The 24,002-nt window shown below is 74.2% G+C and carries 13 protein-coding genes; 5 read left to right on the forward strand and 8 right to left on the reverse strand.

Annotated elements, in window-relative coordinates; genetic code table 11:
- Window positions 1–73: 73 nt before the first annotated feature.
- The 5 genes from AB0C33_RS47630 to AB0C33_RS47650 all read right to left on the reverse strand — a co-directional run bounded on the left by AB0C33_RS47630 (window position 74) and on the right by AB0C33_RS47650 (window position 7,908).
- Complete coding sequence (locus AB0C33_RS47630) at window positions 74–3,862, reverse strand: beta-ketoacyl synthase N-terminal-like domain-containing protein (protein WP_358301300.1); 3,789 nt, start codon at window positions 3,860–3,862, stop codon at window positions 74–76.
- A 49-nt stretch (window positions 3,863–3,911) separates the two neighbouring features.
- The gene (locus AB0C33_RS47635; RefSeq protein WP_358301303.1) at window positions 3,912–4,955 is read right to left on the reverse strand and encodes a ketoacyl-ACP synthase III family protein; all 1,044 of its coding nucleotides are present in this window, start codon (window positions 4,953–4,955) and stop codon (window positions 3,912–3,914) included.
- A 20-nt stretch (window positions 4,956–4,975) separates the two neighbouring features.
- Window positions 4,976–5,230, reverse strand: a complete 255-nt coding sequence (locus AB0C33_RS47640; protein WP_358301306.1) for a phosphopantetheine-binding protein — start codon at window positions 5,228–5,230, stop codon at window positions 4,976–4,978.
- Window positions 5,227–6,237, reverse strand: a complete 1,011-nt coding sequence (locus tag AB0C33_RS47645; RefSeq protein ID WP_358301308.1) for a ketoacyl-ACP synthase III family protein — start codon at window positions 6,235–6,237, stop codon at window positions 5,227–5,229. The genes AB0C33_RS47640 and AB0C33_RS47645 overlap by 4 nt, the downstream gene beginning before the upstream one ends.
- A gap of 351 nt (window positions 6,238–6,588) precedes the next feature.
- Window positions 6,589–7,908: a cellulose binding domain-containing protein gene (locus AB0C33_RS47650; RefSeq protein ID WP_358301311.1), complete on the reverse strand. Its 1,320-nt coding sequence runs from the start codon at window positions 7,906–7,908 to the stop codon at window positions 6,589–6,591.
- Window positions 7,909–8,341: 433 nt separating this feature from the next.
- On the opposite strand from AB0C33_RS47650, the gene AB0C33_RS47655 reads away from it, so the two are divergent.
- Window positions 8,342–8,560 (forward strand): hypothetical protein, encoded by a 219-nt coding sequence (locus AB0C33_RS47655; RefSeq protein ID WP_358301313.1) that lies wholly within the window; start codon window positions 8,342–8,344, stop codon window positions 8,558–8,560.
- Window positions 8,561–8,646: 86 nt separating this feature from the next.
- Here AB0C33_RS47655 and AB0C33_RS47660 read toward each other — a convergent pair whose 3' ends face one another.
- From AB0C33_RS47660 to AB0C33_RS47670, 3 genes are read right to left on the reverse strand one after another with little or no spacing between them, the layout of a single operon-like run.
- Window positions 8,647–9,861 carry an ROK family transcriptional regulator gene (locus AB0C33_RS47660; RefSeq protein WP_358301316.1) on the reverse strand — a complete coding sequence of 405 codons (1,215 nt, stop codon included), beginning with the start codon at window positions 9,859–9,861 and terminating at the stop codon, window positions 8,647–8,649.
- Between the two features lie 31 nt (window positions 9,862–9,892).
- A complete protein-coding gene (locus tag AB0C33_RS47665; RefSeq protein ID WP_358301319.1) occupies window positions 9,893–11,668 on the reverse strand; it encodes an ATP-binding protein in 1,776 nt (591 codons plus the stop codon).
- Window positions 11,665–12,348: a response regulator transcription factor gene (locus tag AB0C33_RS47670; protein WP_358301322.1), complete on the reverse strand. Its 684-nt coding sequence runs from the start codon at window positions 12,346–12,348 to the stop codon at window positions 11,665–11,667. Before AB0C33_RS47670 ends, AB0C33_RS47665 begins: the two co-directional genes overlap by 4 nt.
- Before the next feature lie 90 nt (window positions 12,349–12,438).
- On the opposite strand from AB0C33_RS47670, the gene AB0C33_RS47675 reads away from it, so the two are divergent.
- The 4 genes from AB0C33_RS47675 to AB0C33_RS47690 form a co-directional block, all read left to right on the forward strand.
- Complete coding sequence (locus tag AB0C33_RS47675) at window positions 12,439–13,206, forward strand: L,D-transpeptidase (protein ID WP_358301325.1); 768 nt, start codon at window positions 12,439–12,441, stop codon at window positions 13,204–13,206.
- A 29-nt stretch (window positions 13,207–13,235) separates the two neighbouring features.
- Window positions 13,236–13,463 carry a hypothetical protein gene (locus AB0C33_RS47680; protein WP_358301328.1) on the forward strand — a complete coding sequence of 76 codons (228 nt, stop codon included), beginning with the start codon at window positions 13,236–13,238 and terminating at the stop codon, window positions 13,461–13,463.
- 887 nt (window positions 13,464–14,350) lie between these two features.
- Window positions 14,351–19,096 (forward strand): amino acid adenylation domain-containing protein, encoded by a 4,746-nt coding sequence (locus AB0C33_RS47685; RefSeq protein WP_358301331.1) that lies wholly within the window; start codon window positions 14,351–14,353, stop codon window positions 19,094–19,096.
- On the forward strand, window positions 19,093–24,002 hold a 4,910-nt coding region (locus tag AB0C33_RS47690), incomplete at its 3' end, for an amino acid adenylation domain-containing protein (protein WP_358301334.1). The genes AB0C33_RS47685 and AB0C33_RS47690, both read left to right, overlap by 4 nt.

Genomic DNA, 24,002 nt, shown 5'->3' on the forward strand with positions numbered 1-24,002 from the left:
CGGGCGGGCGGGCTCCTGACCGGACGCCGCGGGCGGCCCGGGAAGATCCTCCGCCGGGCCGCCCGCGCCGCTCTCACCCGCCGATCGCGGGCATGCCCTCCGGTACGGCCTCCGCCGCCGCCTCCGGCCTGGCCGCCGCGAGCAGCTCCACCAGCCGGTCCGCGATCGCGGCGATGGTGGGCTGCTGCCACAGCAGGGTCGCGGGAAGACGGCAGCCGAAGCGCTTGTCCAGCCGCCGCCGGACCATGACCGTCATCACCGAGTCCAGCCCCTGCTCGACCAGGGGACGACGGACCGCCAGGTCCTCGGGGGCCAGCCGCATCACGGCCGCGATCTCCGCGCGCACCTCGGGCAGGACGCGGTCGCGCAGACCCTCCGCCGTCAGCCCGGCGAACGACTCCGCGGGCCCGCCGAGCTCCTCCTCGGCCGGGACGGGCGCGTCGATCACCGGGTAGCGCAGCCCCGTGAGGTGTCCCACCACCCGGCCGTCCGGGTCGGCCAGGAGCGCCCGCACGGTGTCGTCGGCGGCCCGGTCCACGGCCGCGTCGATGACCACCGTCGCGGGCGGGGCGCCGGTCAGCACGACCTCGTCGATGCGCACGACCATGCGCAGCACCGGATCGCCGGGGAACACGCAGGGCGCGACGGACATCGCCGCGTCCAGCGCGGGGGCCCAGCTCTCGGCGTCCCCGGTGCGGACGGTGGCGCGCAGCGCGCCGTCGCCGCCCAGCAGCGTCTCGATCGTCCAGTCGAAGCCCGTCGAGGGCACGCCGACGGCGGCCAGCCGCCGGTGCACGAACGTGGGGTCGATCGGGGTCAGAGCGCCGGCGTCGGGCAGCACGTCGGGCTTGACCTGGCCAGGAGCGGCCACGTCGGCGGTGACGTGCACCAGCCAGGCCGGTTCGGGCTCGCCGGGGCCGGCCGGCGTACGGGCCGCGAGCCGTATCGCCGGAGGTTCGTGCACGACCTGGACCTGCCGGCGTTCCGCGGTCATCAGCGGATGCGTCATCTCCACGCCGGTGAGCGTGACGTCCTCGTCCTCGGCGGCGTGCAGGAACGTGTTGACCAGCACGGCGGCGGGCACGATCTCGATCCCGTTGAGGGTGTGGCTGCCCGGGTAGGGCCGGTTGGCGTCCTCCAGGCCGGTCCGCCACACGCGGGTCCGGCTGCCGGCGAGGCCGGTCCCGGCGCCGAGCAGGGTGTGGGAGCGCACGTCGTGCCCGCGGTTGCCGTCGTCGCCGGAGCCCTCGCGCCAGTGGCGGCGGTGCTGCCAGGCGTACGGCGGCAGGTCGGTGAGGCCGCCGTACGGCTGGAGCCGGTTCCAGTCCACCTCGACGCCGTGACAGTGCGCCGTGCCCACCGCGGCCAGGAAGCCGGGCAACTCCGGCTGGTTCCGGCGCAGCGAGGTGCCGACGAACACGTCCTCGAACCCGTTCTCCGACAGCGTCTCGGTGACGGAGTGCGCGACCACCGGGTGGGGGGAGATCTCCAGGAACACGCGGTGGCCGTCCTGCGCCGCGGCCGTCGTCGCCGCGGTCAGCCGCACGGGGTCACGGAGGTTCGCGGCCCAGTACGCGCCGTCCGGCACGGGCGTCGCGCGGGGGTCGGCCAGCGCGGTCGTGTACATGGGGATGCGGGGCGCGCCGAACGACAGATCGGCGACGGCGGCGGCCAGCTCGACGGCCAGCGGTTCCATGTGCGGGCTGTGGAAGGCGACGTCCGAGGCCACCCGCCGCACCACGATGCCCTCGGCCGGCCAGTCCTCCACCACCGCCTCGACCGCGGCGACGTCGCCGGACAGCACGGTGGAGCCCGGCGACGACGAGATCGCGGCCACCAGGTCGGTACGCCCGGCCAGCCGCTCGGCCGCCTCCTCGAAGGACAGGCCGACCATCACCATGGCCCCCTTGCCCTCGGCCTGCCGCAGCAGCCGCGAGCGGCGGCAGATCAGGCGGGCGCCGTCGGCGACGGACATCGCGCCGGCCGTCACCGCCGCCGCGATCTCCCCGACGGAGTGGCCGATGACGGCCCGCGGCGCGACCCCGTACGCGTTCCAGAGCCGGGCGAGGCCCAGCTGCATCACGAAGATCATGGTCTGCACGCGGTCGATCGTGTCGAGGTCGCCGTCGGCCAGGACCTGCCGCGGCGAGAAGCCGATCTCCTCGGCGAAGATCGGCTCCACCTCGTCGACCAGGGACGCGAAGTCCGGCACGGCGAGCAGCTCCCGCCCCATCCCGCGCCACTGGCAGCCCTGCCCGGAGAACACCCAGACCGGCCCGGGGCCGAGGTCGGGCAGCACGTCCCCGGTGAGGACCGCCTCGGCCGGCACGTCGTCGGCGAGCCTGCGCAGGTGGGCCGCGAGCTCGTCGGCGTCCGTCCCGATGACGACGGCGCGGCGGGCCAGATGGGTGCGCCGCAGCGCCAGCGTGTGCCCCGCCGACGCCGGCTCGACGCCCGTCCCGAGGTGATCGGCGAGCCGGCCCGCGTACTGCCGCAGTGCCTGCTCCGACGCGGCCGACAGCGGGAACAGCCGCTCCGCGCGGGGAGGCGTCTCCTCCTGCGCGGGCGCGTGCCGGGCCGGCGGGGCCTGTTCGAGCACGATGTGCGCGACCGTGCCCCCGTACCCGAAGCTGGAGACGCCCGCCCGGCGCGGGTGGTCGCGCTCCGGCCAGGACGATCGCCGCGTCACCACGCGCAGGCCCGAGGACTCCCACGGGACGGCCGGGTTGAGGGCGGACAGCACGCTCGGCGGGATCTCCCCGCGGTCGAGGGCGAGCACCGCCTTGATGACGCCGGCGATGCCGGCGGCGCCTTCGAGGTGGCCGATGTTGGACTTGACCGAGCCGATCAGGCACGGGTCGCCGGCGGGCCGCCCCGCGCCGTACACCGAGGACAGCGCGCCCGCCTCCAGCGGGTCGCCGAGCCGGGTGCCGGTGCCGTGCGCCTCGACGTAGTCGACGGTGGACGGCGCGACGCCCGCCTGCCTGCAGGCCCGGGCCATCACGTGCTCCTGGGCCTCGCCGCACGGCGCCATGATGCCGTTGGTGTGCCCGTCCTGGTTCACGGCGCTGCCGATGACCAGCGCGAGCACGCGGTCACCGTCGCGTTGCGCGTCGGACAGGCGCTTGAGCACGACCACGCCGCAGCCCTCGCCGCGGCCGTAGCCGTCGGCCGCCGCGTCGAACGACTTCGACCGCCCGTCGGGCGCCAGGGCGCCGGCGGTGCCGAGCGTGAGCGTCTGGCCGGGGGTGACCAGCAGGTTGACGCCGCCGGCGAGGGCGACGTCGCTCTCGCCGAGCCGCAGGCTCTGCGCGGCCAGGTGCAGCGCGACCAGCGACGCCGAGCAGGCGGTGTCGATCGCCATGCTGGGGCCGCGCAGGTCGAGGGAGTAGGAGATGCGGTTGGCCACGGCGCAGGTCGCGGCGCCGATCCCGGTCCATGCCTCGATCTGGGGCAGGTCCTCCAGCAGCCGCCCGCCGTAGTCGGCCGTGCAGACGCCGACGAACACCCCGCCGTCGGTCCCGGCCAGCTCGTGCGGCGGCAGGCCGGCGTGCTCCAGGGCCTCCCACGCGGTCTCCATGAGGATGCGCTGCTGCGGGTCCATCAGCTCGGCCTCGCGGGGCGACAGGCCGAAGAACTCCGCGTCGAAGCCCTCGATGTCGCTCAGGAAGCTGCCGTGCCGTACGGCGTCGCGCAGCGCGGCGGCGTGCTCAGGGCTCCGGGTCTCGTAGCTGCGCCAGCGTTCGGCGGGCAGCGGCCCGGTCGTGTTGCGGCCGGCGCACAGCAGGTCCCAGAACTCGTCCGGTGAGTGGACGTCGCCGGGGAGACGGCATCCGATCCCGACCACCGCGACTGGTTCCACCCGGGCTCCGCGCGGAGTGTCGACCATCTGCGTTCGTTTCCCTTCGATGTCAGGCCCAATGAGGAGTTTCGAGGATTTCGAGCACGGCCCCGGAGACGGTCACCCCGGGCCCGGTGCCGAGCATGAGCAGGTGGTCGCCGGGGCCCAGCTGCCCGGTCGTGAGCAGGTGGTCGAGGGAGAGCACCTGGTCGCCGGCCCCGCAGTGGCCGATGGTGCGGCCGTAGTCCCAGGTGGAGCGGGACATGGGCAGATCGAGCACGGCCATGCACCGCTGTTCGACGATCTCCTCGGAGTAGTTCATGAACGCCACGCGGGTCAGGTCGCGGGCCTCGATCCCGCTCTCGTCCAGCACGCGCTCGACGATCTCCATCAGCGCCCGCTGGATGGTGAACAACGCCGCGCCGGCCTCGCCCTTGGGCATGACCTGCTGCCGGAACTGCTCGTTGCGGGCCGCGAAGCTCATCCGGCGCCCGACCGTGACGCCCGGCGGGAACAGCGGTTCGCTGCCCCGGTGCAGCTCCTCGGCCTCGGCCACCGTCGTCGTGCAGACCGACGCCAGGCGGGCGAACCCGCGGTCCTTGGTGAGGACGAGCGCGGCGGCGGCGTCCCCGCCGATGTAGCCGGGGCCCATCCGCCACCGGTCCATCAGCGGGGTGCCGTAGTTGTCGGCGGCGACCAGCAGGGCGGCCTGCCTGCCGGGCGCGGCGGCCAGGTGACCGGCCGCCAGTTCCAGGGCGATGAACATGCCGTTGCAGCCCTGCCGGATCTCGGTGGCCAGCACGTCCCCGCCGACGAGATGACGTTGCAGGTAGGCGTGCGGGGGCCAGCCGTCCGGGCCCTGGTGCCAGGTCGAGGCGTACAGGAGGAGATCGAGGTCGCCCGGCGCCCGGCCGCTGCGCTTGATCGCGCTGCGCGCGGCGTGCAGGGCCATCTCCGGTGCCGGCACGTCGCCGGCGACCACCGTCCCCGCCAGGTTGTGCAGCTCGGCGTCCTCCGCCGGGTACCAGCCCTTGGCGACGGCCTTCTCGACGCTGACGACGGTCCGGGGCAGGTAGGTTCCCACGCCGCCGATGTAGGTGTCCGCGTACCGCATGACTTCCGTCCTCGTCCCGGCTAAGCGGATCGGAGTTCTCTGACCATCGTCACGATGGTCGCGACGTCCCTGAAGTTCTCGGGGTCGAGCATGGCGGCGGTGACCCGGACGCCGACGTCCTTCCTGAGGAAGTTCAGCAGCCGCGCCGTGCGCAGGGAGTCCAGGAGGCCCGACACGAGGAGCGGGGTCGTCTCGTCGACCTTGACGTCGTCGCCGTCCAGGACGAGGTTGTCCTGGACGAACTCGACCAGCCGCCGGGTGAGGTCGTCGCTCACGCGCGTGCTCCTCTCGTGACGGGAGCGGTGGACAGGATTCGGAACGCCGCCGCGGCGACCGACGTGCCGGAGCCGAAGCCGACCATGAGCAGGTGGTCGCCGGGCACGAGCCCGCCGGTCGCGATCAGGTGCTCGAAGGCGATGAACTGGTCGACCGCGCCGCAGTGGCCGACGCGCCGGCCGTAGTCCCAGGTCGTCTGGTCCTCGTCGATGCCCAGCCAGGACATCTGCCCGTCCAGGTCCTCGCGGCGGCCGTGCGGGAAGGCCACCCGCGTGATGTCGGCGAAGTCGATGCCGGCCTCGTCCAGGGTCTGCTCGACCTGCTGCATCATCGTCTTCTGGATCGTCAGGTGGATGCCGGTGCCCTGCGCCTTGAGCAGCCGCTGCCGGAACTCCTCGTGCCGGTCCCCGAAGCTCAGCCCCCTGCCGACGGTGGCGTCCGGGGGGAAGAGCGGGTAGGCGCCGTCGTTGACCGCGTCGGCCTCGGGGATCACCGTCATGTTCACCGACAGCAGCTCGGCCATGCCGTAGTCCTTGCCGAGGACGAGCGCGGCCGCCGCGTCGCCGATCAGCGCCCCGGGGGTCATCCGCCAGCGGTCCACCAGCGGAGTGCCGTGGTTGTCGGCGGAGACCACCATGGCCGTCTCCCGGTCCGCGGCGGCCTGGAGGTAGCTCGCCGCCAGCTCCAGCGAGCTGATCATCCCGACGCAGCCGCTGCGGATCTCGTGCGCCGGCACGCCGCCGCCGAGGAGGTGCATCTGCAGGTAGTGCTGGGGCTGCCAGCCGTTGGGGCCCTGGTGCCAGACCGACGGGTAGAGCAGCAGGTCCAGATCGCGCGGGGAGGACTCGCCCCACCGCTCGTACGCGTCCAGGACCGCGAGCCGCGCCATCTCCGGCGCCGGCATGTCGCCGGCCACCGCCGCCCCGAGCTGCCGGTACCTCTCGGCGTCCGCGGCCGGGTACCAGCCTTCGCGGACGGCCTGCTCGACGCTCACGCTGTCAGGCACGTAAACGCCCAGGCTCCTGACGAACATGTTGGGTGTACGCACACGCCCCCTAACTCATCGACGAATCCCGGACAACGGCCCGCGACAGGGAAAAGCGCTTATCCGATTTATTTCCGGCCAGGAGTCACATGGCCCCCGGCCGGTCGGTGAATACGACGGTAAATGAGCCGGCGGGCCGTCCCGGGTAAGGATAGGGGCGGCCCGTCGAATAACGCAATAAGGTGATCCGCGACCTTCCGTGACCGAGGTTCGACGGAACGTGCTGCAATAAGGGAAAGCCGCTATTCAGCTCCCCGTCGCGGATTCGCCGAATGAAATTCGGGAATCCACGGCGGCGGAACCCGGGTCGTCTCAGGCGGGCACTCTCGTGCAGACCAGGTTGTTGAGCTTGAACTGGGCGGGAATGTCGTTCGTCCCGGTGACGGACGCCGAGAAGCCGAGGCTCTGGCTGGAGCCGGGGCCGATATAGGTGTTGGTGCCGGCGTCGCGGGCGGTCACCTGCGTGCCGGTCTGGGTCACCGTGGCGTTCCAGGCGTTGGTGATCAGCTGGTTGCCCGACCAAACCCACGTGGCGGTCCAGCCGTAGATGGGGGTGGTGCCGGTGTTCCTGATGGTCAGGCTGCCGTTGAAGGCGCCGTTCCAGACCTCGGTGGCGTAGGTGACCTCGCAGGAGGTGCCCATCTTGAGCCCGCCGCGCAGGAAGGTCGTGAAGTTGGGCCAGGTGGGGTCGAGGGTGCCGGTGCCGACGGTCTCGCCGCAGTTCTTGGTGGTGCGGACGGTCTGCGTGCCGTAATGGGCGGGGTCCATGACCTGCGGCATCATGTGGTCGGCGCCGGGCACCGAGACGAAGGTGGCCGACCCGCACTGAGCCTTGATCTTGTTGTAGAGCAGCACGCTCTGGCCGTGCGGCACCAGGAAGTCGGCCTGGCCGTGCAGGAACATCAGCGGCGGGTCGTTGGCGTCGACGTACGTCATCGGGTTGGCCTGGGCCACCGTGGCCGGGCAGGTCTGGATGGGACAGCCGACCAGCAGGGACTCCGGCGAGGCGGGAGAGTTGTGGTCCAGCCCGCCGGTCGGCAGGTTCTGCGCGTTCATCTGCAGGAAGTCGGTCGGGCTGTAGAAGGCGAGCCCCGTCTGGACGGCGCTGGAGACGCCGGTCGTGCCGATGGCGCCCTCCATCGCCGACACGCCGCCGGACAGGGTGGCCATCTCCGTCAGCCAGCCGCCCGAGGAGTCGCCCATGATCGCGAATCGGTTGGGATCGAGCTGGTACGTGGCGGCGTTCGCGCGCAGCCAGCGGATCGCCGCCTTGATGTCGTGCACCTGGGCCGGGAAGATCGCCTGGGCGCTGGAGCGGACGCTGACGCCGGCCACCGCGAAGCCCAGCGGGTTGAAGATCGCGGCGATGGCGTCCGCGCCGGCTTTGCCGTCGTCGCTGCTCCACGCCGAGCCGGTGTGCCAGATGATCAGGGGCCGGGGCGTGATGCCGGTGGCGGGCAGGTAGAGATCCAGCAGATGCCCTCTGCTGCCGGCCGGTTGCGCGGGCGCGTAGGCGATGTCGGTGATCGTCTGCGTCGCGTGTGCCGGCGGCGCGAAGGCCGCCGGCACACCGACGGCGGCCAGCACGGTCATCGCCAAGCCGACGGCGGCCGTGCGGATTCGAGCTTGCATGGTGCGACTCCGGTTGGTCGGATGGTCGCCGCTTCCCCGGGTGGCCGTCCGTGTCTCGTCCGATGGCAGGGCGGCCGTGATGAGCACGCCGACCTGTAGCGCCTGTGAGAACAACGTCCTGTTCGAGTGTCGCGGCTCACATCGATATGGGCGGGGAGACGATATGACACCTACGCGACGATGGTCAAAGTTTCCGAAGTTTCGTTTCTCTTAGAACGGGAAAGCGGCATAAATCGTACTTTGGGGCTGTAAGGCGCGGAGACGGCCCCAGATCATCCATGGCATGCACAGCCGGTCGGATACACCCCCACGGCGTCTTTCACGCCGATGAAATTTTCATGACCTGTCAGCCGGTGATTCCGCCGCGACAATCCCACCGGAGCCGTGAGTGATAATGTCCACCGACATGATCTCCCCAGTCGCAGGAGGACGAATGCGAAAGGCACGCGCTGTTCTCGTCTCGGCCGTCATGGTCCTTGGAGTGTCGCTGACGATCGGCGCCGCCCCGGCGAACGCCGAGAAACTGGCGGGCGTCTTCAGGGAGCACGCGGAGTGCGAGCGGATCGGCACCAAGGGCATCGACCAGAACTGGTGGGACGACTATTCATGCCAGTGGGAGAGCAAGTACAGCTACTACTTCCTCTACGCCTGACCCCGTGAGACGCACGCCCCCCGGGCCCGCGGATCGAACCGGGGGCGCGTGCGCCCGCCGCGATCGACGGACGCCGGACGACCGTCTCAGCGAAGGGCGGCCAAGGTGGTGAGGGGGTTGTCCAGAAGGCCGGCGAAGGCGAGTTCGGCGGCTCCGGCGAGCGTGGTGTCGTCGCCCAGGGCCGTCACGGCCAGGCGGACCCGTTCCCGCGACACCGGCAGCACGTGCGCGTCGATCCGGGCACGGACGCGCGACTCGGCGCCCGGATAGACGTCGCGCAGCATCCCGCCGAAGACCACGAGCGCCGGGTTGAACAGGTTGATGAGGTTGACGACGCCGACGCCGAGCCAGTCGCCGACGCGGTCGAGGGCGTCCCGCGCCCTGGCGTCACCGGCGCGGGCGAGGGCGACGACGGACCGGATGCCGTCGCGGCCGACGAGGTCGCCGGACCGTCCCGCGTAGTCGAGCAGCGCCTCCTCCCCCACCTCGGCCTCCAGGCAGCCGCGCGACCCGCACAGGCAGGGCCGGCCGTCGAACGGGTTGACCAGCATGTGCCCGAGTTCGCAGCCGTAGCCCGTGTCGCCGTCCAGGAGTTCGCCGCCGACGATGATCCCGCCGCCGACGCCGACGTCCCCGTGCAGGTAGACGAGGTTGTCGGCGTCTCGTCCCGCGCCGCGCACGTGCTCGGCGATCGCCCCCATGTGCGCCTCGTTGCCCACCTCGACGGGCAGCCCGAGGCCGAGCCCGGCGCCGAGTTCCGTGCCGAACGCCTGGTCCACCCAGCCGAGGTGCGGCCCGTACCGCACGGTGCCGTCGGTCCGCCTGATCAGCCCGCAGTACGAGGCGCCCACCCCCACGCACAACGAGCCCGGCCCGGCCCCGGCGACCAGCTCGCGGCCGAAGGCGGCCAGGACCCCGACGACGTCCTCCAGGTCGACCCCGGCGCGGGCGCGGACGGCCTCCCTGCGGTCGAGGACCCGGCCGCCCAGCCCGACGCGGGCCGCGACCAGCCGGTCCACGGCGACGTCGAACGCCAGCCCGTACACCGTGCCCTGCTCGGGCATGACGACGATGGACGGCCGCCCCGCCCGCCCCCGCCCGGCCGGCACGCCCTCGCGGACGAGCCCGGCCGCGGCGAGTTCGGCGGTCAGGTCCATGATGGTGCTGCGGTTGAGGCCCATCCGGCGGCCGAGCGCGGCGCGTGACACCGCCCCCTCGTTGTGGACGCGCCGCAGCACCTCGCTCAGGTTCCGCTGCCGCATCTGCTCCTGCGTGCGCACGCCCACCGCCGATCCCGTCATCCCCGTCACCCTAGGACGTGTCCTCACAGGATCACGGTCGTGCCGGAAGGCGCAAGGAGAAGGTGGTGCGGACGCCCGGGGTGCTGGCGGCCGTGGCGGTGCCGCCGTGCGCCTCGGCCAGGTCGCGGACGATCGCGAGGCCGAGGCCGCTGCCGCCGGTGCGGCGGTTGCGGGACTTCTCCGCCCGCCAGAACCGGTCGAAGACGTGCGGCAGGTGCTCGGCGCGGATGCCGATCCCCGTGTCGGTCACCTCGATGGCCACGTGGTCGCCGTCCTGGCGGGCGGCCAGCGTGATGTGCCCGCCGGCCGGCGTGTAGCGCAGGGAGTTGGTGACGAGGTTCCCTATGGCCTGGCGCAGTCGTACGGGGTCGGCGGTCAGGGTGGGGGCGCCGACGATGCCGGTGGTCAGGGTGAGCCCGGCGGCCTCGGCGCGGCCTCGGTGGGCGGTGGCCACCTGGTCGAGGAGGTCGCCGAGGTGCACGGGGTCGAGGTGCAGGCGCAGCTTGCCCGCGTCGGCGAGGGCGAGGTCCTGGAGGTCGTCCACGATGTGCTGCAGCAGCAGGAGCTCCTCGACCAGGGAGGCGATCAGCGCGGGGTCCAGCTCGGCGACGCCGTCCTGTGCCGCCTCCAGCCAGCCCCTGAGGTTGCTCAGCGGGGTGCGCAGCTCGTGGGAGACGTCGCTGACCATGGCCTTGCGCTGCTCCTCCATGCGCTGGAGGTGCTCGGACATCTCGTTGAACGCCGTGGCCAGCTCGCTGATCTCGCCGGTCGTCCTGACCTGGACGCGGGCGGAGCTGTCCCCGTCGCGCATCCGCCGGGCGGCGTGGGTGAGCGCGTTGACCGGGCCGACCAGGCGCCTGGCCGCCATGACGCTGACGCCGACGGTCAGCACGAGCACGAGGAGGGCGGCGCCGGCGATCGAGGGCAGCGGGATGCGCGGGCCGGCGGCCTCGGCCGGGGATCCGATGTACAGGTAGGCGGCGGGGGCGACGTAGGGGTCGAGCTGTTCCTTGCGGGCGGCGACGATGCAGGACGAGATCGTCTGGCCGGGCTCGGCCTCCGAGGACGCCGGCCGCTTCTCCTTGGGAACCCAGGTGAGGTCGAGGCCGACCGAGCCGCGTTCCGCGCCCTTGCCCTTCAGGCATCTGCCGACCAGCAGGTTGAGCTGCTTCAACGCGGCCCTCTCGGTGCGCGTCGGCGTGTTGAAGGTGACCGCGTCGCAGGGAGCCGTCACCGCCGGGGCCGGGCTCGGCTCCTGCGGGACGCCCTCGCCGGTCGTCGTCACGGAGGGCCGGCCGGTGTGGGAGACGGTCGTCCGGACGGGCTGCCCGGTGCGTCTCATGCAGGCGGCGTAGGCGTCGGCGGCCTTCCCCAGCCGGGCCCGGTCACGGTCGGGCAGCAGGAAGGGGCCCACCGCGCGCGGATCGATGCGGTCCTCGGCCGCCCCCGGCACCAGGGTCACGTCCACGGCCAGCGGATCGACGACGGCCGACACCCGGGCGGGCAGCGGGGTCCCGGCGGCCGCCGAGTCCGCGATGAGGGCGCCCTTCTCCGTGGTCAGCGCGACGCGGCGGCTGTTGGCGGCGGCGAGGTCGCGTACGGTGGCGGCGACGCCGGACCAGTCGGGATGGCGGGAGGCGTAACCGAGCAGGCTGTTGTTGATCTGGGCGTCGCTGGCCAGCGTCTGGCCCTGCTCGCGCTGGATCGCGCCGGAGGTGCTGTTGGCGGCCAGCCACGCCGTCGCCGTGATCGAGCAGACCGCCACGACGGCCGAGCTGGTGAGCAGCCTGACGAACAGCGACCTCATGCCTGGGTCAGCTTGTAGCCAACGCCGTACACGGTCAGCAGCCGGGACGGGCGGCGCGGGTCAGGCTCGATCTTCTTGCGCAGGTTCATCACGTGCACGTCGACCGTGCGTTCGGTGATGAACCGGTCGAAGCCGTGGACGCGCTCCAGCAGCTGCTTCCTGGTGAACACCCGTTCCGGCTCGGCGGCCAGCGTCTCGACGATCCGGAACTCCGCGAGCGTGCAGTCGACCGGCGTGCCCGCCACGGTGACGGTGTGCCTGACCGGGTCGACGACCAGGTCGCCCGCCCGGAACAGCCGGCCGGTCTCCGGCGCCCGGCCGGTGCGGCGCAGCAGCGTGCGCACGCGGGCCATCAGCTCGCGCGGGCTGTACGGCTTGGTCATGTAGTCGTCGGCGCCGAGGTCGAGCCCGAGCAGCAGGTCGTCCTCGGTGGACCGGGCGGTCAGCATCAGGATCGGCAGGTCGGACTCGGCGCGCAGCACCCGGCAGACGTCCAGGCCGTCGACCTTCGGCATCATCACGTCGAGCAGCACGAGGGCGGGGTCCCCCTGCCGGGCCTCGTCGATCGCCGAACGTCCGTCGTGCACGACGCGGACCTCGTGGCCCTCGCGCTCCAGGTAGCGCCTGAGCAGTTCGGCCTGCTTGGGGTCGTCCTCGGCGACCAGCACGTACGCGCACATGGCCCGAGGTTATGCGCACTGCGCGAGTGCATACGGGATCCGCATGACAGGCAAACAGGTTCCACACATTCTGCCGCCAGGCTGCGCCGGGTGAGAACCAACCTGCTTCGTACGGCCGCGGCGACGGCACTCGCCCTCCTGTCGGCGGGCTGCGCGGGCAGCGCAGGCAGTGCCGTACGACCCGACCCCGCGAGCACCACGGCGGGCACGACGGCGGGCACGACGGCGGGCACCATCGCGCGCACCGAGCCGGCGGGCGGCGCCGGATCGAAGATCGCGAGCGTCAAGGGGGCCCGGATCACGATCTACCGGGACAGACAGGGCGCGGCCCAGAGGACGATCACCAGCCCCAACGACTACGGCGCGACCCGCGTCTTCCTGGTGGAACGCGACGAGGGCGACTGGCTCCAGGTGCTGCTGCCGATCCGGCCCAACGGCAGCATGGGCTGGATCAGGGCCGCCGACGTGACGCTCGCGGAGACCTCCCACCGCGTGGAGATCGACCGCGGGGCGTTCCGCTTCACCGTCTACGACGGCGACCGGCCGGTCAGGACGGGCAAGGTCGCGACCGGCGAGGCCGGGACGCCGACGCCGCCGGGCCGCTACTACTTCACCGAGCTGGTGAGGCCCACCGGCGACGGCGGCGCCTACGGCGCGTACGCCTTCGGGCTGAGCGGTTTCTCGCCGGTGCTGAAGAGCTTCGCCGGCGGCCCCGGCCAGCTGGCGATCCACGGGACGAACAAGCCGTCCGCCATCGGCACGCGGGCCAGCCACGGCTGCGTCCGGGTCAGCAACGACGACATCACCTGGATGGCGAAGAACCTGGCGATCGGCACACCGGTCGTCGTCAAGGGCTGAGGCCCTGTTCGAAGGATGAGAGGAACCCTATGAAGATCAGAACCATGCTGGTCGGCGGCGTCGCGGCGCTGGCGCTCGCGGCGGGCCTCGCCGGGCTCTCGGGGACGGCCTCGGCCGAGCCCGCGAAGCCCGCCGCAGTGCCCGCCACGGGCCCCTCCGCGGCGCCCTCCCCGGTGCCCGCCGAAGGCCGGCCCACGGTGGAGCAGACGGCGGGGCCGAGGGAGCCGGTCGCCGTCAAGCCGCGGTACACCGGCTGATCACGACCCGTCGCCGCCGCGTGACGTCCGTCCTCTCCTGCCCGTCGGCCGCGTCGGCGGCCTGGCCATCACGGGCAGGAGCAGGGCCCGGACGCCGCGGCGCCGCGTGCGGGCGGCCACGCCGCCCCTGAGCACGCACACCACGGCGTCCGTGACGCCGCCCGTCCCCCGCCGGGGCCCGACCCCGGCGGGGGCCTTCTTTTTTCGAGCCCTCCTCTGCGCCAACACCCCAGGGCCTTTCCCGCCGCGGCCCCCGACCTCACCGTCCCGTGAGGTCCCGCGACGGATGTGCTTGCCCGTCCGCGCCTTCTGTTGCGCGGGGTTGACGAGAACCCTTCTCCGGATGTCAACGGCTCCCTTACATTTCGCCCTCTTTCCTGGCTTTCGACCCCGTTTGCGGGACCGCCCCGGCGAAGAGGATCATGTCGGTGTGGCGTTCCGGAGCAGTGGCGAGAAGGCCGCACTCCTCGCCCACGTCCGGAGCCCGGGGTCTGCCTGTCGCCGGTCCAGGAGGTTCGCGCGCTCCGGCCGACGCCGGGCGCCGGGACGTCGCTGACCGCCCGCCGAGCCGTCCCGCCCCACCGGCCGATGACGCGCCCTCCTGCAAGCAAGATCATGGCAGGTTCCAAGTCAGCGGCAAGCCGGGTCACCGATGCTGTTGCGCGGACGACCATGGGCGAAAGGAGCACGTAACCGCAGAACATGACATTTGCCGCGAATGCCCCCCGCCGCACCCGCCGACCGCGCGACACTGAACCGCCCGCACGACCCCGCACGACCCCACGCGCCCAGCGACGACCTCGCCCGGGCCCGCGTGCCGTCCCGAGGAACGGGCTGTTCCATACCGCCCACCCGGGCACGTTTGACCTTTGCTGGAAAGAGGACACATGACTACGGATGTGACGGGCGCGAACCGCCCTCCCATCGACTCGCCGGGACGCCTCCACGAGGCCCTGGAGGCGCAGTGCCGGCGGACACCCGATCGCCTCGCCGTCGTCGCGGGCACGAGCCGGATGACCTACGCCGAGCTCGACCGCAGGGCCAACGGGATCGCCAACGCCCTGGCCGCGCGAGGTGTGGGACGCGGCGACCTGGTGGGCATCTGCCTCGACCGCGACGAGTGGCTGGTGCCCGCGCTGATCGGGGTGCTCAAGGCGGGCGCGGCCTACGTGCCGCTGGACCCGGCCTACCCGGCCGAGCGCTTACGTTTCATGGCCGAGGACGCCGCCATGACCGCGGTGGTCACCTCGGCGGCGCGGCGCGAGACCGCGGCGCCGACCGGCGCGGACACCGTGCTCGTCGACGACGTGACGCCCGCCGCGCACGGGCCGCAGGTGCCCGGCGAGCCGGGCGACGCCGCGTACGTGATCTACACCTCCGGCTCCACCGGCCGTCCCAAGGGCGTGGTCGTGGAGCACCGCAACACCCTGAACCTGGTGCGCTGGGAGGCGTCCGCCTACACCGCCGAGGAGCTGAGCGGCATGCTCGCCGGCTCCTCCATCTGCTTCGACGCCTCGATCACCCAGATCTTCACGCCGCTCTTCGCCGGCGGGACCGTGATCATGGCGGACAACGTGCTGGCGCTGCCGACGCTGCCGGCCCGCGACGAGGTGCGCACGGTCTTCGGCGTCCCGTCCGCGCTGTCGGTGCTGCTGCGCGAGCCGCTGCCGGACGGCGTGCGCATGGTGCTGTCCGGCGGCGAGCGGCTGACCGCCGCGCTGGTCGCGCGCGTGTACGCCAACCCCGGTGTGCGCCGCGTGCTCAACATGTACGGCCCCACCGAGTGCACCACCGGCTCCACCCTGTTCGAGGTGAGCCGCGACCACCAGGGCGACCCGCCGCTGGGCGGGCCGATGGCGAACGCGCTGCTCAGCGTGCGCGACGCCGCCGGCAACCCGGTCCCCGAGGGAGAGGTCGGCGAGTTGTGGATCGGCGGCCCGAACGTGACCCGCGGCTACCTGGGCCACGACTCGCAGGCGTTCGGCACCGACCCGGACGGCACCCGCGTCTACCGCACCGGCGACCTGGTCCGGCGGGTGGACGGCGAGCTGCGCTACGTGGGCCGCGCCGACGACCAGGTCAAGATCCGCGGCTACCGGGTGGAGCTGGGCGAGGTCGAGTCGGCGCTGGACCGCCATCCCGCGGTGCGCCGCGCCGTCGTCCTGGCGCACACCGACGACGACGGCATCGCCTACCTCGTCGCGCACGTGGCCGCCTCCGGCGTGACCGAGCCCGAGCTGCGCGACTGGCTGCGTGACCGGCTGCCCGACCACCTGGTCCCGGCCAGGATCGGCGTGACCGGCGACCTGCCGATCGCCCCCACCGGCAAGGTGGACCGCGCGGCCCTGCCCAAGCTGGGCGCCGCCCGGACGGGGAGCGCGGCGCCGGTCGCGCCCCGGACGGACGACGAGCGCCAGGTGGCCGAGGTGATCGCGGACGTGCTGGGCCTGCCGGAGGTGGGCGTGCACGACCGGTTCGCCGACCTGGGCGGGCACTCGCTGGCCGCCGCCCGGGTGGTGACCGAGCTGTCCCGGCGGCTCGGTCACACCGTGCCGCTGGCGACGTTCCTGACCGAACCGACAGCGGCCGGGCTGGCGGCGCGCCTGCGCGAGCCGGGATCGGCTCCGGTGCGGCGGACCGGCCGGACCCGGCACCCGCTCACCGCCGCGCAACGCGAGTTCTGGACGCTGCGCCAGCTCCACCCGCACAGCCCGGTCACCACCGTGTCGATCCGGCTGCGCGTGCGCGACCTCAGCGGGAGCGCGCCGCTGCGCCGGGCGCTGGACGCGGTCCTGCGCCGGCACGAGGCCCTGCGCAGCACGATCTCCGTCGGCGAGGACGGCGTCCCGTACGCGGTCGTGCACCCGCCCGTCGCCGTTCCCCTGGTCGAGCATCCGGCGGGCGCGGACCCGGTGAAGGTGGCCCGGGCCGCGGTGGAGCATGTGTTCGACGTGACGACCGAGGTGCCGTTGCTGCGCGCGAGCCTGTGCCCCGCCGGAGAGGGCGTGGCCGAGCTGGTGCTCGTGACGGACCACATCGCCTTCGACGGCGGTTCGACCGGGGTGCTGATGGACGAGCTGGCCGCCGAGCTGGCGGGCGAGCCCGTCCCCGAGCCCGCGGTGCAGCTCGGCGACGTGGCGGTGCGCGAGCAGGAGGACCGGCCCGACCTCGCGCGGCTGCGGGAGTTCTGGCGCGGCGAGCTGGCGGGGGCGCCGGTGGCGGGGCCGCCGCCCGGCGACCTGACGACATGCCGGGTGATCAGGCCGCTCACCGAGGAGTTCACGGACGGCGTGGCCGCGCTGGCCCGCGCGTGCGGCGCGACCCCGTACGCGGTGTACCTGGCCGCGCTCGCCCTGGCCGCCGGGGAGCCCGACACGCTGGTCGGCATGGTCGCGGCGCGGCGCGCCCGGCCGGAGCTGGCCCGGGTCGTCGGGCCGCTGATCGACACGGTGCCGGTGCGGCTGCGGCCGGACGCCGCGCCGACCTTCCGCGACCTGGTCCGGCAGGCGGGGCAGGCCGCCACGCGGGCGCTGGTCCACCAGGAGGTCCCGCCCGCGGACGTGCCCCGTGCCCCGGTGCTGCTGGCCATGCAGCACGCCGAGGTGCCGGTGCGCGCCGGTTGCCTGGAACTGCTGACCGAGGTCGGCCCGGGCGCGGCGGTGCACGAGTTCAGCGTGCTCGTCAACCGCACGGCCGCCGGCGCCGAGCTGCATCTGGAGTACGCGGTCGCGCTGCTCGGCCGGGAGGCGGCCGGGGCGTACCTGGACCGGCTGCTGTGGCTGCTGCGGCGCGTGGTGGCCGAGCCGGATCTGGCGATCGCCACGTTCGAGCCGGTCACCCCGGACGAACGCGCCGCGCTGCTGGCCCGCGCGGCCGGACCCCGGCTGCCGGACGACCTGCCCCCGGTGCCGCTGTCGCTCGCGGCGAACGCGGGTGGCGCGGCGGGCACGGCGGTGGTCGGCCCGGACGGCGTCGCCCTGAGCCACGCCGAGCTGAACGACCGCGCCGACCGGATCGCGGCCGGGCTGCTGGCGCACGGGGTGTCGCGCGGCGACGTGGTCGGCGTGCACGTGCCGCGGGACGAGATGTTGCCCGCGGCGCTGCTGGGCGTGTGGCGGGCGGGGGCGGCGTACCTGCCGCTGGACCCGGAACACCCGGCCGAGCGGCTGCGGCTGCTGGCCGCGGACGCCGGCGCCCGCGTGGTCCTCACCCGCGGCGGGACGCCCCTGGAGACGGCGCCCGGCGAGGACGGGCCGGTGACGCTCGACGTGGACCGGCTCGCGGCGGGCTCCCGCGCGGACCTTCCCGAGGTGCGCGCCGAGGACCTGGCGTACGTCACCTACACCTCCGGCTCCACCGGCGCCCCCAAGGGGGTCGAGGTCACCCACGGCGCCCTGGCCGCCCTCGTGGCCGGGATGATCTCGACGCTCCGCCTCGGCCCGGCCGACGTGCAGCCCGCGGTCGCGCCGCTGAGCTTCGACGTCTCCGCCTCCGAGCTGTGGAGCGTCCTGGCCGCCGGCGGCACGTCGGTGGTGGTGGACAGGGCCACGGCCACCGACGGGCACGCGCTGGCGGAGCTGATCACCACCAGCGGGGCCACGGTGATCGACCTGGTGCCGACCGCGTACCGGATGCTGATCGCGGCGGGCTGGGCGGGTGACCCCGCCCTGCGCGCCGTCGCCGGCGGGGAGGCGCTGGACCCGGCGCTGGCCGAGCAGATCCTGCTGCGCGTCGGCGAGTTGTGGAACGCCTACGGGCCCACCGAGACCACCGTCACCTCCATGCTGCACCGGGTGCGCGCGCACGAGGGCGACCGGGTGCCGATCGGCTCGCCGATGCCGGGCGAGCGGGCGTACGTGGTCGACGCGCGGCTGCGGCTGGTGCCGCCGGGCGCGGTCGGCGAGCTGCTGCTGGGCGGCGCCGGGGTGGCCCGCGGATACCGGGGCCGTCCGGACCTGACCGCGGCCGCCTTCGTGGCCGACCCGTTCACGCCGGACGGCCGCTGCTACCGCACCGGCGACCTGGCGCGCCGGCGGCCGGACGGGACGCTGGAGTTCCACGGCCGCCGCGACCACCAGGTGAAGGTCCGCGGTTACCGGATCGAGCTGGGCGAGGTCGAGGCCGTGCTGCGCGAGGTCGCCGAGGCCGCGGTGACCGTGGCGGGCACGGACGCGCAGGCCCACCTGGTCGGCTACGTCGCGCCGGAGACGGCGGACCTGGCCGCGGTCGAGCGGCACGCCCGGTCCCGGCTGCCCGGCCACATGGTGCCGCGCCGCTGGGTCGCGCTGCCGGCCCTGCCCACGCTGCCCAGCGGCAAGGTGGACCGCCACGCGCTGCCCGAGCCGGACGCCGGCCCGGCCCCGGCGCGGGTCGAACCGGCCACCGAGGCCGAGCTCCTGGTGGCCGCCGTCTGGGCCGAGGTGCTCGAACGGCCCGAGGTCTGGGCCGGCGACGACTTCTTCGCCCTCGGCGGAGCCTCGTTCGCCGCGACCAGGGTGGCCGCCCGCCTGCGCGAGATGTTGCAGGTCACCGTGCCCGTGCGGTTGGTGTTCGACCGGCCGGTGCTGGCCGACTTCGCCGCCGCGCTGGAGGAACTGCTGGCCGCCGACCTGATGGAGGGGAACGAGGGATGACCGAGGTACGTGAGGACCGGATCGCCGAACTCGTCCGGTCCAGGCTCGCCGCCGCCCTGAAGCAGAAGGAGCAGGCCGCCGTCCCCCGGATCCCGGCGACGTCGGCCGCGGACATGCCGCTGTCGCCGGCGCAGGAGCGGCTGTGGTTCCTGGCCCAGCTCGAACCGGGCACGCCCGCCTACAACGTGCCGCTGACGCTGCGGCTGCGCGGCCCGGTGGACGTCGCCGCCCTCACCGGCGCGGTGGCCGACCTGGCCGAGCGGCACTGGATCCTGCGCGGCGTCATCGAGGACGGACGCGTGCGGCCCGTCGCCGCCGTGCCGGTGCCCGTGGTCGACATGGTGAACGCCGCCCCGGCGGAGCTGGAGCGGGAGCTGGCCGACCACGCCTGGCGGCCGTTCCGGCTGGACGCCGAGCCGCCCCTGCGGGCCACGCTCTACCGGCTCGGCGACGAGGAGTGCGTGCTCGCGCTCACCCTGCACCACATCGCCACCGACGCCTGGTCGGAGCGCGTGCTGCTGGACGATCTCGCCCACCTGTACGCCGCCCGCCTCGGCCTGGAGCCGCCCCCCGCTCCCCCGGCCCTGCAGTACGCGGACGTGGCCGCGTGGGAGGCCGGGCGGCCCGACGCCGACCTCGACTGGTGGGCCGCTCACCTGGCGGGCCTGCCGCCGGTGCTCGACCTGCCGCTCGCCCGCCCGCGCCCGGCCGTCCCCACGTGGGAGGGGGCGGCGGTCGCGGTGGAGGTGCCCGAGGCGTTGTCGGCGAAGGTGCGCGCGGTGGCCGGGACGTCGCCGTTCATGGTGTTCCTGGCCGGGTTGCAGGCGTTGCTGAGCCGCCTGTCCGGCGTGGACGACATCGCCGTCGGCGTGCCGCACGCGGGCCGCCACCACCCCGACGCCGAGCGGGTCGTCGGCTGTTTCATCAACACGCTGGTGGTGCGCGGCGACACCGCGGGCGACCCGACCGGCGCCGAGCTGCTGGCACGGGCGCGCACGGCGGCGCTGGACGCGTTCGCGCACGCCGGCACGCCGTTCGAGCGGGTCGTGGAGCGGTTGCAGCCGGAGCGGAACCTCGCGGTCACGCCGCTGTTCCAGGTGATGCTCAACGTCTACGACACCGGCGCGCCGCTGTCGCTGCCGGGGCTGACGGTCGAGGCCGGGACGCCGCCCGCGCCGACCGCCAAGTTCGACCTGAACCTGGAGCTCGGCGACGACGGCACCCGTTTCTCGGGCGAGTTACGCTTCCGCACCGACCTGTTCGACGAGGCCACCGTGCGCCGGCTGGCCGGCTGGTACCTGGAGCTGCTGGACGGCATGCTCACCGACCCGGACGCGCCGGTGCGGCTGCCGGCCGGCGACGACCTGCGCGGCCGGGACGCCGGCCTGCCCGTGGACGTGCCGCTGCACACGCTGGTCGAGCGGATGGCCGACGCCCGCCCCGACGCGGTCGCGGTCGGCTCGCTCAGCTACGCCGAGCTGGACCGCCGCGCCAACCAGGTGGCCCACTGGCTGCTGGAGAGCGGGGTACGGCCGCAGGAGCCGGTCGGCGTGCTGCTGGAGCGGCGGCCCGAGCTGGTGGTCGCCGTGCTCGGCGTGCTCAAGGCGGGCGCCGCCTACCTGCCGCTCGACCCGGTCTACCCGGAGCGGCGCAACCAGGCGGTGGTGGCCGACGCCGGAGCGCGGATCGTGCTCACCGGCGCCGAGCTCGCCGCCGCGGCGGAGGCGTCGGGCGAGCGTCCCGGCGTGGCGGTGCGGCCGGAGCACCTGGCGTACGTGATCTACACCTCGGGCTCGACCGGACGGCCGAAGGGCGTCGCGGTCGAGCACCGGCACATCACGCACTACCTCGGCGCGGTGGCCGAGGTCGTCCCCGCGGGGATGACGTCGTTCGCGCTGGTCTCCACCGCCGCCGCCGACCTCGGCATGACGAACCTGTGGTGCGCGCTGACCACGGGCGCCACGCTCCACCTGATCGACCACGAGACGGCCACCGACCCGGCCGCGTTCGCCGCCCGCCTGGCGGCGCACCCGGTGGACGCGATCAAGATGGTGCCCAGCCAGCTCGAACTCCTCGGCACGGCCGCCCTGCCCCGCAAGCTGCTGATCCTGGCCGGCGAGGCGGTGCCGGCGGACCTGGTCGCGCGGGTCCGGGCGGCGCGACCGGACCTGGAGGTGCAGATCCACTACGGCCCCACCGAGACCACGGTGTCGGTGCTGGCCTGCGACGCCGGCCAGGCCCTGGCCGAGCTGGGGCCGGGCCGGGCGCCGCTGGGCCGGCCGCTGGCCGACGTGGTGTGCCGGGTGGCCGACCCGTCCGGACGGGCGTTGCCGCCCGGCGTGCCCGGCGAGCTGTGGATCGGCGGTCCGAGCGTGGCCCGCGGCTACCTGGGCCGCCCCGACCTCACCGCGGAGCGTTTCACCGGCGGCTGGTACCGCACCGGCGACCGGGTCCGGGTGACCGGGGACGGGCTGATCGAGTTCCTGGGGCGGATCGACGACCAGGTGAAGGTGCGCGGCTTCCGCGTCGAGCTGGGCGAGGTCGCCGCGGCGTTGCGGGCCCTGCCGCAGGTCGCGGAGGCGTACGTGCAGCCGGTCGGCGACGGCCTGGAGCGCCGTCTGGCCGCCTGGGTGACGCCCGCGACGGTGGACGTGGCGCAGGTACGCTCGGCGCTGCGCGAGCGGCTGCCCGACTACATGGTGCCGGCCGCGATCGGCGTGCTGGAGGCGTTGCCGCTCACCCCGAACGGCAAGGTGGACCGGGCGGCGCTGCCCGTGCCCGAGGCGGGGCCCGCGGTGCGGGTGCCGCTGGGCACGCCCGCCGAGCGCCTGGTCGGCGAGGTCTGGGCCGACGTGCTCGAACTCGCCGAGGTGTGGGCGGACGACGACTTCTTCGCCCTCGGCGGGCACTCGTTCGCGGCGACCCGGGTGGCCGGGCGGCTGCGGGAGCGGCTGGGCGCGGCGGTGCCGGTGCGGCTGCTGTTCGAGCACCCGGTGCTGGCCGACCTGGCCGCCGCGCTGCCCCGTCCGGCCACTGCGGCGCGTGTGCGGCGCGCGCCGGCCGACGGGCCGGTGCCGCTGTCCGGGGTGCAGGCCAGGCTGTGGTTCCTGGCGCAGCTCGAACCGGACAGCAGCGCCTACAACGTGCCGGTGGCGCTGCGGCTGCGCGGCCCGCTGCGCGCGGAGGCGCTGCTGGACGCGGTGCGTGACCTGGCCGAGCGGCACCACGTGCTGCGCGGCGTGGTCGACGACTCCGGCCCCGAGCCGGTGATGGTGGTGCGGGACGCCGCCGAGGTGCCCGTCTCCACCGCGCGCGTGGACCGGTCCGAGGTCGAGGACGTGCTGGCCGGGCACCTGGCGACGCCGTTCGCGCTGGACCGGGAGCCGCCGATGCGGGCGGTGCTGCTCGCCGTCGGCGATCCTGGGGACGACGACGAGCACGTGCTCTCCCTCACCTTCCACCACATCGCCACCGACGCGTGGACGCGCGGGCTGCTGCTGTCGGAGCTGTCCGGCCTGTACGCCGCCCGCCTCGGCCTGCGCCCGCCGCTCGACCCGCCCCCGGCGCAGTACGCCGAGGTGTCGCCCGTCCCCGACCCGGCCGACCTGGACTGGTGGGCCGGGCACCTGGACGGCCTGCCGCCGGTGCTCGACCTGCCCACGGACCGGCCGCGCCCCGCGGTGCCCGACCCGGGCGGAGCCGCGCTGGACCTGGAGCTCCCGGCGGAGCTGAGCGAGCGGATCAGGACGGTGGCCGCCGCCTACCGGTCCACGCCGTTCATCGTGCTGCTGGCCGGGTTGCAGGCGCTGCTGGCCCGGCTGTCGGCGAGCGCGGACATCGCGGTCGGCGTGCCGGTCTCCGGCCGCGACCACCCGGACACCGAAGGCGTGGTGGGCTGCTTCCTCAACACCGTGGTCGTGCGGACCGACGTGGGCGGCGACCCGACCGGGCGCGACCTGCTGGCCCGCGCGCGGGAGTCCGCGCTGGGCGCGCTCGCGCACGCGGGCACGCCGTTCGACCGGGTGGTGGACCGGCTGCGGCCGGAGCGGAACCTGGCGGCCACGCCGCTGTTCCAGGTGATGCTCAACTACGTCCCCGGCGTGGCCGGGGCGGAGCTGCCCGGCCTGGAGGCGTCCGAGATCCACCTGCCGGAGCTGACCACCAAGTTCGACCTGAGCTGGCACGTCGTGGACGACGGGCCGGGCGCGCCGCTGCGCGGCGGGCTCGCCTACCGGACCGACCTGTTCGAACCGGGCACCGCGGCCAAGCTGACCCGCTGGTACGCCGCCCTGCTCGACGGGCTGCTCGCCGACCTGGACACGCCGGTGGGCGCGGTGCCGCTGGAGCCGGTGACCGGCCCGGCGCTGGCCGGCGGGCCGCCGCCGGAGCCGCCCGCCGGGGCGGTGCACCACCTGATCGAACGCTGGGTGGACGAGACCCCCGGCGCGCCGGCCGTGGTGGGCGCCGACCGCGCCCTGACCTACGCGGAGCTGGAGGCGGCCGCCAACCGGATCGCCCACTGGCTGCTGGACGCCGGGGTGAGCGCCGACGAGCCGGTCGGCGTGCTGCTGGAGCCGGGCGCGGACCTGGCGTGCGCGTTGTTCGGCATCCAGAAGTCGGGCGGCGGCTACCTGCCGATGGACCCGGCGTACCCGGCGGCGCGGATCGCCGCGATGCTGGAGGCCGCCGGGGTGCGCGCCGTGGTGACGGTGAGCGAGTTCGCGCCCCTGATCGGGGACGGCAGGCAGGTGCTGACGCTGGACCGGCCGCCGTCCCTGCCGGACACCCGGCCCCGGGTCGAGGTGCTGCCGGAGCACCTGCACCACGTGATCTTCACGTCGGGGTCCACCGGCACGCCCAAGGCGGTGGCCGCCGAGCACGGCGGCGTCCTGAACTACCTGGGCGG

It is taken from the genome of Nonomuraea sp. NPDC048881, assembly GCF_040649795.1.
Lineage (GTDB): Bacteria > Actinomycetota > Actinomycetes > Streptosporangiales > Streptosporangiaceae > Nonomuraea.